The sequence below is a fragment of the Faecalimonas hominis genome, from assembly GCF_054660755.1.
This window is the reverse complement of record NZ_BAAHSH010000037.1, coordinates 1-13,347: the sequence shown is the minus strand read 5'-3', so window position 1 is coordinate 13,347 and position 13,347 is coordinate 1. Positions and strand designations below refer to the sequence as shown.

Sequence of the window (13,347 nt, the reverse complement as noted above, 5' to 3'; positions counted from 1 at the left end):
AGATGCGAGCAGATTTTCATATGCACACAGAGTTTTCAACAGACGCCCATTGTTCACCGGAAGAAATGGTTCTGGGAGCAATAAAAAAGGGGCTGACGACCGTATGTATCACAGATCATATGGATAAAGATTACGACAAAGAGGGAAAACAATTTGTCTTTTGTCCGGAAGAATATTTTTCAACATTAAGGAAATTGCAGGGAGAGTATCGTCAAAAGATAGATGTCCGTATTGGAGTTGAAATGGGGCTGCAACCGCATTTAAAAACATTTGTGGGGAACTATGTGAAGAAATATTCGTTTGATTTCGTTATTGGCTCCGTTCATCTGATTGACGGGAAAGATCCGCATCAGGAGAAAGAAAATCAGATGGAAGATTCGATTCTGTATCGGAATGGGTTTGAGAATATTCTTGAATATGTGAAACAACAGATGGATTTTGATGTTTTGGGGCATATGGATTATGTTGTCCGATATGGAAAGGAAAAAGAAAAATCCTATTTTCTTCAGGACTATGCGGAAATAACAGATGAGATACTGCGCTCTTTAATTATGCAGGGAAAGGGAATAGAATTGAATACGGCAGGATTTAAGTATGGTCTTGGATTTGCCCACCCTCATATTTCTATTTTGAAAAGATATAAAGAGTTAGGCGGGGAAGTTATTACCGTCGGGTCAGATGCTCATCAGCCCGAGAATATTGCTTATGATTTTGACAGGGCAAAAGAAGTTTTAAAAGACAGTGGTTTTAAATATTATACAGAATTTAAGGGAAGAAAACCAATTTTTATACAAGTTGGATAAAAATGCAAAATAACCTTGAATTTTTGTTTTGAATTTAGTACAATGTTAAAAGGCTGATGATTCTTTAACAAAGAAAAAAGAATCTCACATATATACTGTTGAACAGTGATTTTATAATTAAACTTTAGGAGGAATTAATCATGGCAGTAAAAGTAGCGATTAATGGATTTGGACGTATTGGACGTCTTGCATTCAGACAAATGTTCGGAGCAGAAGGATATGAAGTAGTTGCAATCAACGACTTAACATCTCCAAAAATGTTAGCTCACTTATTAAAATACGACTCATCTCAGGGAAAATATGCTTTAGCTGATAAAGTAACAGCAGGTGAAGATTCAATTACTGTAGATGGAAAAGAAATTAAAATTTATGCAAAAGCAAACGCTGAAGAACTTCCTTGGGGAGAAATCGGTGTTGACGTTGTATTAGAGTGTACAGGATTCTATACATCAAAAGCAAAAGCAGAAGCACACATCAAAGCAGGTGCCAGAAAAGTTGTTATCTCTGCTCCAGCAGGAAATGACCTTCCAACAATCGTTTACAATGTAAACCATGACACATTAAAACCGGAAGATACAGTTATTTCTGCAGCATCTTGTACAACAAACTGCTTAGCACCAATGGCTGACGCATTAAACAAATTAGCAACAATCAAATCCGGAATTATGTGTACAATCCACGCATACACAGGTGATCAGATGACACTTGACGGACCACAGAGAAAAGGTGATTTAAGACGTTCTCGTGCAGCAGCAGTTAATATCGTGCCAAACAGCACAGGTGCTGCAAAAGCAATCGGATTAGTTATTCCGGAATTAAACGGTAAATTAATCGGATCTGCACAGCGTGTTCCAACTCCAACAGGTTCTACAACAATTTTAACAGCAGTTGTTGAAGGAAATGTAACAGTTGAAGAAATCAACGCAGCAATGAAAGCAGCAGCAAACGAATCATACGGATACAACGAAGATGAAATCGTATCAAGCGATATCGTAGGAATGAGATATGGTTCTTTATTCGATGCTACACAGACAATGGCTCTTCCATTAGACAACGGAACAACAGAAGTTCAGGTTGTATCTTGGTATGACAACGAAAATTCTTACACAAGCCAGATGGTAAGAACAATCAAATATTTCTCTGAATTAGCATAATTTTAAATTAGAGATAAAGATTCCAAAAGGGGTCCGGTCTTATAGGACTGGGTCCCTTTATTTATACAAATAAGGAGGCACAATCTATGCTTAATAAAAAATCAGTGGACGACATTAATGTAAAAGGAAAAAGAGTTCTTGTAAGATGTGACTTTAACGTTCCTTTAATCGATGGAAAAATTACAGATGAGAACCGTCTTGTAGCAGCACTTCCTACAATCAAGAAATTAGTTGCAGACGGAGGGAAAATCATTCTTTGCTCTCACCTTGGAAAACCAAAGGGAGAACCAAAACCGGAATTATCTTTAGCACCTGTTGCCGTAAGATTATCTGAATTATTAGGACAGGAAGTTAAATTTGCAGCAGATGCAACTGTTGTAGGTGAAAATGCAAAAGCAGCAGTAGAAGCAATGAATGACGGTGATATTATTCTTCTTGAAAATACTCGTTACAGAGCAGAAGAAACAAAGAATGGAGAAGAATTCAGCAAAGAACTTGCTTCTTTATGTGACGTATTTGTAAATGACGCATTTGGTACAGCACACAGAGCACACTGCTCAAATGTTGGTGTAACTCAGTTCGTTGATACAGCAGTAGTTGGGTACTTAATGCAGAAAGAAATTGATTTCTTAGGAAACGCAGTAAATAATCCTGAAAGACCATTTGTCGCTATTTTAGGTGGAGCAAAAGTATCAAGTAAAATTTCTGTTATCGAAAACTTACTTGACAAAGTAGATACACTTATCATCGGTGGTGGTATGGCATACACATTCTCTAAAGCAAGAGGCGGAAAAATCGGACTTTCTCTTTGCGAAGATGATTATATGGAATACGCTTTAAACATGCTTAAAAAAGCAGAAGAAAAAGGAGTTAAATTACTTCTTCCTGTAGACCACCGTATCGGTGATGATTTCTCTAACGATGCAAACGTACAGGTTGTAGAAAGTGGAGAAATCCCTGACGGTTGGGAAGGTATGGATATCGGACCAAAAACAGAGGTTCTTTTTGCTGACGCTGTTAAAGATGCAAAAACAGTTGTATGGAACGGACCAATGGGCTGCTTTGAAATGCCTAAGTTTGCAAATGGTACAGAAGCAGTTGCAAAAGCGCTTGCAGAGACAGATGCCGTAACAATTATTGGTGGTGGAGATTCTGCCGCAGCAGTAAACCAGTTAGGATATGGAGATAAAATGACTCATATTTCTACAGGTGGCGGTGCTTCTCTTGAATTCCTTGAAGGAAAAGAATTACCGGGTGTAGCAGCAGCAAACGATAAGTAGACCGAACATACTTTAAAAAACTTCATCGGTATATACCTCAAAATATATAAAATTAGGAGACGATAAAATGTCAAGAAGAAAAATTATTGCAGGTAACTGGAAAATGAATAAAACTCCTAGTGAAACAGTTACTTTATTGAATGAATTAAAACCATTAGTAGCAACAGAAGATGCAGACGTTGTATTTTGTGTACCTGCAATCAGCATTATTCCGGCAATGGAGGCTGTAAAAGGAACAAATATCTGCATTGGCGCTGAAAATATGTATTTCGAAGAAAGTGGAGCATATACAGGAGAAATCGCTCCAAATATGCTTACGGACGTTGGAGTAAAATACGTTATCATCGGACATTCTGAGAGACGTGAATACTTTGCAGAGACAGATGAAACTGTAAATAAAAAAGTGAAAAAAGCATTTGAACACGGTATTACACCTATCATCTGCTGTGGTGAGACATTAGCACAGAGAGAACAGGGTGTTACTATTGACTTTATTCGTCAGCAGATTAAAATTGCTTTCTTAGATGTAACAGCAGAGCAGGCTAAAACAGCAGTAATCGCTTATGAACCAATCTGGGCAATCGGAACAGGAAAAGTTGCCACGACAGAACAGGCTCAGGAAGTTTGTGCTGCAATTCGTCAGTGTATTGCTGAAATCTATGATGAAGCAACTGCAGAAGCAATCCGTATCCAGTACGGCGGATCTGTATCAGCAGACAGCGCTCCTGAATTATTTGCTCAGCCTGATATTGACGGCGGACTTGTAGGAGGCGCTTCTTTAAAAACAGATTTCGGAAAGATTGTTAATTGGAAATAATGCCTATTGATAAAAAGAAGCGGGATATAGATCCTGCTTCTTTTTTGTGACTACAGGAAAATGCAAGGAGGCATGTATGAGAAGAATTAAAAAAATAAGCCAGACAACAAATAATCGTTTTCTGAATATGTACACACTGCAAATGAAGAGTGATACGGGAAAAGAAAGTACGTACTATGTGGCGTCCAGGGCAAAAAACATTGATGAGTTAAAAATAACAACGAGACAAAACAGAGCGGACGGAGTAATTATCTACAGTTTATATCAAGATGAAAATGATGATGAAGAAAAAATTGTACTTATTCGTCAATACCGCTGTCCGCTGGACGACTATATTTATGAATTTCCGGCGGGTCTGGTAGATGAAGGAGAAGATTTTAAGGCGGCAGGTGTGCGTGAATTGAAAGAAGAGACGGGGCTTGATTTAACACCAATTAATGCAAAAGATATGTTTACGAAGCCGTTTTTCACTACAGTTGGAATGACTGACGAGTCCTGTGGAACGGTGTACGGCTATGCAAAAGGAAAACCGTCCAAAGCGGGACAGGAAGAAAATGAAGAAATTGAAATTGTACTTGCTGATCGAAAAGAAGTGAGAAGAATTTTGCGGGAAGAGAACGTTGCAATTATGTGTGCGTATATGCTTATGCACTTCTTACATACACCTGACGGGAAAGTATTTGATTTTTTGGAGAGTATTTAAAGGCGAAAAACTTGCAACCGATTAGAAAATCATGTAAAATAATTCAGGTAAAGAAAACGTTAATGAATTAACATAAAGGAGATAATACTATGAGTAAAAAACCAACAGTTTTAATGATTCTTGACGGATACGGTTTGAACGACAAACACGAAGCAAATGCCGTTTATGAGGGAAAAACACCTGTTATGGACAAGTTAATGGCTGAGTGTCCGTTTGTGAAAGGTAATGCAAGCGGAATGGCAGTGGGGCTTCCTGACGGACAGATGGGTAACTCTGAAGTAGGACATTTGAACATGGGTGCAGGACGTATTGTATATCAGGATTTAACAAAGATTACTAAATCTATTCAGGACGGAGATTTCTTTGAGAATGAAGCGTTGCTTGCAGCGTGCAATAATGCAAAAGAGCACAATTCAGCCCTTCACCTGTTCGGATTGGTATCTGATGGTGGCGTTCACAGCCATAATTCACATATTTATGGTTTGTTAGAACTTGCTAAGAAACAGGGACTTGAAAAAGTATATGTACACTGCTTCTTAGACGGACGTGACACACCTCCTGCATCAGGAAAAGATTATGTGCAGGAATTGGCAGATAAGATGAAAGAAATCGGTGTAGGTGAAATCGCATCTGTTATGGGACGTTACTATGCAATGGACAGAGATAACCGTTGGGATCGTGTTGAGTTAGCATATAATGCAATGGTAAAAGGAGAGGGAGAAACAGCGGAATGTGCGGTGTGCGCAGTTCAGAATTCATATGACGCAGATAAAACAGACGAATTTGTTCTTCCTACAGTTGTTGTAAAAGACGGAAAACCTGTTGCAACGATCAAAGACAACGATTCTATCATCTTCTTTAACTTCAGACCGGACAGAGCAAGAGAAATTACAAGAACATTCTGTGATGACAATTTTGACGGATTTGACAGAGGAGAACGCATCAAAACAACATATGTATGCTTTACTGAATATGATGTGACAATTGAAAATAAATTAGTTGCTTTCCACAAAACAGAAATTACAAATACATTCGGAGAATTTTTGGCAAACAATAATATGACACAGGCGAGAATTGCCGAGACAGAAAAATACGCTCACGTTACATTTTTCTTTAACGGCGGTGTAGAGGAGCCGAACAAAGGGGAGGACAGAATTTTAGTGAAATCTCCTAAAGTTGCAACATATGATTTGCAGCCGGAAATGAGCGCATATGAAGTTTGTGATAAATTAATGGAAGCAATCAAATCCGATAAATACGATGTAATTATCATCAACTTTGCAAATCCGGATATGGTTGGACATACAGGTGTGGAAGCGGCAGCGATCAAAGCGATTGAAGCTGTTGATGAGTGTGTAGGTAAAACTGTGGAAGCATTAAAAGAAGTTGACGGACAGATGTTTATCTGTGCGGATCACGGAAATGCAGAACAGTTAGTTGATTATGAAACAGGTGAACCGTTTACTGCTCATACAACAAATGAAGTACCGTTTATTTTGGTGAATGCTGACCCTTCATATAAATTAAGAGAAGGCGGCTGCCTTGCAGATATCGCCCCAACTCTTATCGAATTAATGGGAATGGAACAGCCGAAAGAAATGACAGGAAAATCATTGTTAGTGAAATAAGCGTAAAAAATAGCCGGACATGGAAATATCCAAGTCTGGCTATTTTTTTAATGATTTTCCTGTAAGTTTTTATTTGCAGTAGAAAGCATTAGTTTGATTCGATTCAACTGGTTTACCTCACTTGCTCCCGGGTCATAGTCTATGGCGACAATATTTGCGAGAGGGTGACGGTGACGCAATTCTTTAATTACCCCTTTACCTACTACATGGTTTGGAAGGCAGGCAAACGGTTGTGCACAAACTATGTTAGTTGTACCATTCTCGATTAATTCTAACATTTCTCCGGTTAAGAACCAACCTTCACCGGTCTGATTTCCCAGGGAAACGATTTCTTTTGCCATGTTTGCCAAATTTGTAATATCAGCAGGCGGTGTAAAATGTTTGCTCTGTGCAAATGCCTTTTTCGCAGGGGAACGGAACCATTCCAACGCTTTGATACCTAAATTCGCTTTCCATGCAGTTGATTTTTTCATACCCAGGTGGGAAACTTTGAAATTACTGTTATAGAAGCAGTATATGAAGAAGTCAAGCAAATCAGGTACAACAACTTCAGCCCCCTCCTGTTCGAGTAATTCAACTAAATGGTTGTTGGCAGTTGGGTGAAATTTTACCAATATTTCTCCTACGATACCGACACGCACTTTTTTTACGTTGTTCATTGGAAGATTATCAAAATCTTCTATAATTTCTTTGCACATTTTGTTGAATGTACGGCGGCTCGGGTGTTTCTGTGTTAAAAATGTGATACACTTTTGTTTCCATTTTTCGTGAAGCGCATCTGTACTTCCCGGTGTTACCTCATAAGGGCGAACACGATATACGGCACGCATGAAAATATCACCAAATACAACAGCATACATTCCTTTTAATACAAGCGGGAGTGTAAGTTTAAATCCCGGATTTTCTTCCAGTCCGCTTAGATTTAAGGAAATAACAGGAATCTGTGCGTACCCCGCTTTCTCTAATGCGCGTCGGATAAATCCGATATAGTTGGAAGCGCGGCAGCCTCCTCCCGTCTGCGTAATAATAACTGCAATTTTCTCTGTGTTATATCGTCCTGAAAGAATTGCTTCCATGATTTGTCCGACAACAAGCAGGGAAGGATAGCAGGCGTCATTATTTACATATTTAAGTCCTGTATTGATTGCAGATTTACTGTCGTTTCCTAAAACTTCGATGTTGTACCCGCAGGAGCGGAAAGCGGGTTCGACAAGTTCAAAATGAATCGGTGACATCTGCGGACACAATATTGTATAGGTCTCTCTCATTTCTTTTGTAAATGGTACTTTTGTGATGGAAGACGGCTGAATACAATGTTCTATATGTTTTTTCTCGCGCACACGAATGGCAGAGAGAAGAGAGCGGATACGGATTCTTGCTGCTCCTAAATTGTTTACTTCATCAATTTTCAAAGAAGTATAAATTTTACCTGAATGTGTTAAAATATCCGATACCTCATCAGTCGTAACTGCATCTAGTCCACAACCAAAAGAATTTAATTGAATTAAATCAAGATTGTCTTTTGTCTTTACATAATTTGCGGCTGCATATAATCTGGAGTGATACATCCATTGGTCCATAACACGAAGAGGACGTTCCACAGGGTGCAAGTGTGAGACGGAATCTTCCGTCAACACGGCGATGTCATAGGAATTGATTAATTCCGGAATGCCGTGATTTACTTCTGGGTCGATATGGTAAGGACGTCCGGCCAGAACAATACCTCTTTTACCTGTTTTGTCAAGGTAAGCAATCGTTTCTTCACCTTTTCTTCTGATATCTTCACGGCATTTTTTAAGTTCTTCCCATGCTAAATGTACAGCCTGCTTGACTTCTGCCTCTGTAATGGAAAACTTTCCGCTGAATTCTTCTGTCAAACGTTCATCCAGTGTCTCTTCATTTTTAAAAGATAAAAATGGGTTCATGAAATCAACTTTGCCGCTTGTGATCTCGTCCATATTGTTTTTGATATTTTCTGCGTATGAGGTAACAATAGGGCAGTTGTAATGGTTATTTGCATCTTTGAATTCCTGTCTTTCATAAGGAATACAAGGATAGAAGATGAATGAAACCCCATTTTGAATAAGCCATTCTACATGTCCGTGTGCTAACTTGGCAGGATAGCATTCGGATTCACTTGGAATGGATTCGATTCCCAATTCGTATATTTTTCTTGTGGAAGCAGGTGACAAAACAACTCTAAATTTTAATGCATCGAAAAAAGTAAACCAAAAAGGATAATTTTCATACATGTTCAAGACGCGTGGAAGTCCTACCGTTCCGCGTTTCGCATCTGTTTCGGATAAAGGAGTGTAATCAAAATATCTTTTATTTTTGTAAGCGAATAGGTTCGGAATATCATTTTTTGTTTTTGATTTTCCAAGTCCGCGCTCGCATCGGTTACCTGTGATGAAACTTCGTCCGCCGCTGAATTTATTGATTGTCAGACGACAGTTATTTGTACAGCCTTTACATTTTGTCATACTTGTACTATATTCCAAGGCGTTAATTTCTCCGATGGAGAGCATGGTCGTTGTTTTGCTTTCATCGTAACGTTCCCTTGCAATTAGAGCAGCGCCGAAAGCCCCCATAATACCTGCAATATCGGGGCGAACTGCCTCACAATCAGCGATTGTTTCAAAACTTCTTAAAACCGCGTTATTATAGAAAGTTCCGCCTTGAACAACAATGTGTTTTCCGAGTTCTGAGGCATCAGAAACTTTGATAACTTTATAAAGGGCATTTTTGATAACCGAGTAAGCAAGTCCTGCAGAAATATCTGCTACGGAAGCCCCTTCTTTCTGTGCCTGTTTTACTTTGGAATTCATAAATACGGTACAACGTGTTCCTAAATCGATAGGATTTTTTGCAAACAGTGCTTCGTGAGCAAAATCTTCTACGGAATAGTTTAAGGATTTGGCAAATGTTTCGATAAACGAACCGCAGCCTGAAGAACATGCTTCATTTAACTGCACGCTGTCTACGGTTTGGTTCTTGATTTTAATACATTTCATATCCTGACCGCCAATATCGAGAATACAATCTACCTCAGGGTTAAAAAACGCAGCAGCATAGTAATGTGAAACTGTTTCGACCTCTCCCTCGTCCAGTAAGAGCGCTGCCTTGATCAGGGCTTCCCCATATCCTGTGGAACAGGAGTGTACAATTTCAACGCCTTCAGGAAGTTTATCGTAAATATCTTTAATTGCGCTGATTGTTGTTCCGAGCGGATCTCCTTCGTTGCTGTGATAGAAAGAGTAAAGAAGAGTTCCGTCCTCGCCGACAAGTGCTGCTTTGGTTGTTGTAGAACCGGCATCAATGCCTAAAAAACATTTTCCCTTGTAGGAAGATAAATCTTTCACGGGAACCTGATGCTTTTCGTGACGTGCTTCAAAAGCGTCATATTCTTCTTTGCTTGCAAAGAGAGGAGTCATACGCTCTACCTCAAATTCCATTTCGATGCGATTGATAAGTCGCATTTGCAAAGAGGTAAGTTGAATGGAAAGATCCCTGCCGGAATTTAATGCAGAACCGATCGCAGCAAATAAATGTGAATGCTTTGGTGCGATAATATGTTCGTCGTCCAGTTTTAATGTGCGGACAAAGGCTTCTCGGAGTTCTGACAGAAAATGAAGCGGACCGCCCAGAAAAGCGACATGACCGCGAATTGGTTTTCCGCATGCCAGCCCACTGATAGTCTGATTGACTACCGCCTGAAAAATAGAGGCGGAAAGGTCTTCCTTTGTGGCCCCTTCGTTAATCAATGGCTGAATATCGGATTTGGCAAATACACCGCAGCGTGCAGCGATGGAATACAATGCCTGATAATGTTTTGCGTACTCATTTAATCCTGTGGCATCTGTCTGCAGTAATGATGCCATCTGGTCAATAAAAGAACCGGTACCTCCGGCACAGATACCGTTCATACGTTGCTCTACGTTGCCACCTTCAAAATAGATGATTTTGGCATCTTCACCGCCAAGTTCAATGGCCACATCTGTCTGTGGAGCATAATCCTGAAGGGCAGTAGAAACAGCAATAACTTCCTGGACAAAAGGAATTTCTAAATGCTTTGCCAAAGTAAGTCCGCCTGATCCGGTAATTACCGGAGAAACTTCTATCGTGCCTAGTTTATGAACGGCTCTTCCGAGTAAGTCAGAAAGAGTTTCCTGAATGTTTGCGAAATGTCGTTCGTAGTCGGAAAATAAAACCTCGTTTTCTTCATTTAGAACGGCGATTTTAACTGTTGTAGAACCGATATCGATTCCTAATGTATGTAGTGTTTTCTGCATATTTAACTACTCCTTACTATATATAGGTATCTATTGTTTCCTATTAAAATGAAATCGTATTTTTTTACAATACACTACATTATACGACAATCAGAAAAAAAACACAATTGGAAATTTAGTATGGAAAATGTAAAAAACATGTAAAGTCATTGGATTGAATTGACAAATGTGTTTGCAAAAGGTAGAATGTGTTCTATGTTAAGTAAATTGTGGAGGAGTATAGTTTTATGAACTGGATTCAGAAATTAGAACGGAAATTTGGAAGATATGCAATACACAATCTGATGTATTATATTATCATTCTATATGGTGTCGGATTTGTAATTTCTTTGGTAAAACCTGAGTTTTATTATCAATATCTGGCGATGGACGCTGGGGCGGTTATGCACGGACAGATTTGGAGAGTTGTCACATTTTTAATGCAGCCACCTTCGTCAAGTCCGATTTTTATGGTGTTTGCATTATATTTATACTATATGATAGGTCAGCATCTGGAGGCGACATGGGGTGCATTCCGATTTAATCTGTATTTCTTTACGGGCGTGCTTTTCCATGTAATTGCAGCATTTATTGCTTATTTTGTCACGGGAATATCGTTTCCTATCGGAACGGCATATTTGAATTTATCACTGTTTTTTGCTTTTGCCGCAATGTATCCGGATATGGAGTTTCTTTTCTTTTTCGTTTTGCCGATAAAAGTGAAATGGCTCGCCATCATTGACGGTGTACTTTTTGGTTACACGATCGTGCAGGCATTTCTTCCGGCATACAGCACGGGAATTATGGGACTTATCACAAAATCAGATGCAATAGCAGCGGGTGTATCCATTTTAAACTTTGTGATTTTTTATTTATCATCAAGAAGTTTCAAGGAGCATTCACCAAAACAGATGCATCGCAGAAGACAATTTCAAAAAGATATACGCAATGCCAATGCAAATTCAGCGGCACATGCATCTGGTGCAAAACACCGCTGTGCCGTTTGTGGAAGAACAGAGTTAGATGATCCGAATTTGGAATTCAGGTACTGCTCAAAATGTAATGGCGCGTACGAATATTGTCAGGATCACTTATTTACGCATGAACATATCAAATAAGTGCTTCATTATATAAGAAAAAAGGGAAGGATAAGAAGATGAGAAAAACTAAAATTGTATGTACAATGGGACCAAACACAAACGATCGTGAACTAATGAAGAAAATGGTAGAAAAGGGCATGAACATTGCGCGTTTTAATTTCTCTCATGGAGACCACGAAGAACAAAAAAGCAGAATGGATATGTTAAAGGGAATCCGTGAAGAGTTAGGGAAACCGGTTGCCATTCTTTTGGATACAAAAGGACCGGAGATTCGTACCGGCGTACTTAAAGGAGATAAGAAAGTATTTTTGGAAGAAGGAGATACGTTTACTCTTACAACAGAAGAAATAGAGGGAGATAACAAGCGTGTTTCCGTCAGTTATGAAGGCCTTGTGGAAGATGTTGAACCGGGGAAAAAGATTTTGATTGATGACGGATTAATTGAACTGGAAGTAAAAGGAATAAATGGTACAGAGATTACATGTAAAGTATTAAACGGAGGGGAACTTGGCTCTAAAAAAGGGGTTAATGTTCCGAATGTACCTGTGCGTCTTCCGGCACTAACACAGAAAGACAGAGAAGATATTATTTTTGGTGTAGAACAGGGAGTAGACTTTATCGCAGCATCTTTCGTCCGCTCTGTGGAAGGGGTTCTTGAAATTAAGGCATTGTTGAAAGAATGCGGCGCTCCGTTTTTGCCTGTTATTGCTAAAATTGAAAATGCAGAAGGAATCAGAAACATTGATGAGATCATTCACTGTGCGGACGGAATTATGGTAGCCAGAGGCGATTTGGGTGTAGAAATTCCGGCAGAAGAAGTTCCGTATTTACAGAAAATGTTAATCAAAAAATGTAATGATAACTTCAAACCGGTTATTACCGCAACACAGATGCTTGATTCCATGATGAGAAATCCAAGACCGACAAGAGCGGAAGTGACTGATGTTGCCAATGCAGTTTATGACGGAACTGATGCGGTCATGTTATCCGGTGAAACAGCACAGGGAAAATATCCTTTGGAAGCGTTGGAAATGATGGTCCATATCGTGGAAAATACGGAAGAACACTTAGATTATGACATTTTATTGGAGAAAGCGCAGGAACACAGAAGAAAAGGAATTTCAAGCGCCATCGGATATTCTTCCGTTGCCACTGCGATGAATCTTAACGCAAAATGTATCATCACACCAACATTATCCGGAGCTACTGCAAGAGTAGTTTCAAAATTCAAACCGAAAGCGGATATTATCGGGGTGACTCCAAATGAAGCAACTCTTCGTAAAATGCAGATTTACTGGGGAGTTCTGCCAATCAAATCTATCGAATATCATACAACCGAAGACATTTGTAATGATGCAATTGATTTGGTTAATGCAAAACAGTTAGTAGAAACGGGAGACATTGTTGTATTGACAGCGGGAATCCCTTCACCGGTTATGAAGAAAACACGAGACGGTGTAAGCAACATGATGAAAATTGCTGTAATCGAATAAAAATTGAATAAAAATTGATAAAAAATAGTGGCGTCATTGAAGGGTTTATGGTAAAATCATACTAACATTTTTTACTAGGAGATGAATTGTAAACCGAG

Annotated in this window: 9 protein-coding genes; 8 read left to right on the top strand and 1 reads right to left on the bottom strand. The window is 39.1% G+C overall.

Going from position 1 to position 13,347, the window contains the following annotated elements; genetic code table 11:
• Nucleotides 1-2: 2 nt before the first annotated feature.
• The 6 genes from ACYQ35_RS06970 to gpmI all read left to right on the top strand — a co-directional run bounded on the left by ACYQ35_RS06970 (nucleotide 3) and on the right by gpmI (nucleotide 6,385).
• Nucleotides 3-803, top strand: a complete 801-nt coding sequence (locus tag ACYQ35_RS06970) for a histidinol-phosphatase HisJ family protein (protein WP_459831593.1) — start codon at nucleotides 3-5, stop codon at nucleotides 801-803.
• Nucleotides 804-943: 140 nt separating this feature from the next.
• Nucleotides 944-1,957, top strand: coding sequence for a type I glyceraldehyde-3-phosphate dehydrogenase (gene gap, locus ACYQ35_RS06965; RefSeq protein ID WP_009756941.1), 1,014 nt, complete (start codon nucleotides 944-946; stop codon nucleotides 1,955-1,957).
• Between the two features lie 86 nt (nucleotides 1,958-2,043).
• Nucleotides 2,044-3,237, top strand: coding sequence for a phosphoglycerate kinase (locus ACYQ35_RS06960; protein ID WP_009756942.1), 1,194 nt, complete (start codon nucleotides 2,044-2,046; stop codon nucleotides 3,235-3,237).
• A 67-nt stretch (nucleotides 3,238-3,304) separates the two neighbouring features.
• Nucleotides 3,305-4,054, top strand: a complete 750-nt coding sequence (tpiA, locus tag ACYQ35_RS06955; protein ID WP_009756943.1) for a triose-phosphate isomerase — start codon at nucleotides 3,305-3,307, stop codon at nucleotides 4,052-4,054.
• A 76-nt stretch (nucleotides 4,055-4,130) separates the two neighbouring features.
• Nucleotides 4,131-4,757, top strand: coding sequence for an NUDIX hydrolase (locus tag ACYQ35_RS06950; RefSeq protein ID WP_459831584.1), 627 nt, complete (start codon nucleotides 4,131-4,133; stop codon nucleotides 4,755-4,757).
• Nucleotides 4,758-4,846: 89 nt separating this feature from the next.
• Nucleotides 4,847-6,385 carry a 2,3-bisphosphoglycerate-independent phosphoglycerate mutase gene (gene gpmI / locus ACYQ35_RS06945; RefSeq protein WP_459831581.1) on the top strand — a complete coding sequence of 513 codons (1,539 nt, stop codon included), beginning with the start codon at nucleotides 4,847-4,849 and terminating at the stop codon, nucleotides 6,383-6,385.
• A 47-nt stretch (nucleotides 6,386-6,432) separates the two neighbouring features.
• Here gpmI and ACYQ35_RS06940 read toward each other — a convergent pair whose 3' ends face one another.
• A complete protein-coding gene (locus tag ACYQ35_RS06940; RefSeq protein ID WP_459831578.1) occupies nucleotides 6,433-10,677 on the bottom strand; it encodes an acyl-CoA dehydratase activase-related protein in 4,245 nt (1,414 codons plus the stop codon).
• A 227-nt stretch (nucleotides 10,678-10,904) separates the two neighbouring features.
• On the opposite strand from ACYQ35_RS06940, the gene ACYQ35_RS06935 reads away from it, so the two are divergent.
• Both ACYQ35_RS06935 and pyk read left to right on the top strand, forming a co-directional pair.
• Complete coding sequence (locus tag ACYQ35_RS06935) at nucleotides 10,905-11,774, top strand: hypothetical protein (RefSeq protein ID WP_459831575.1); 870 nt, start codon at nucleotides 10,905-10,907, stop codon at nucleotides 11,772-11,774.
• A gap of 38 nt (nucleotides 11,775-11,812) precedes the next feature.
• A complete protein-coding gene (gene pyk / locus ACYQ35_RS06930) occupies nucleotides 11,813-13,249 on the top strand; it encodes a pyruvate kinase (RefSeq protein WP_009756948.1) in 1,437 nt (478 codons plus the stop codon).
• The last annotated feature ends 98 nt before the right edge of the window (nucleotides 13,250-13,347 follow it).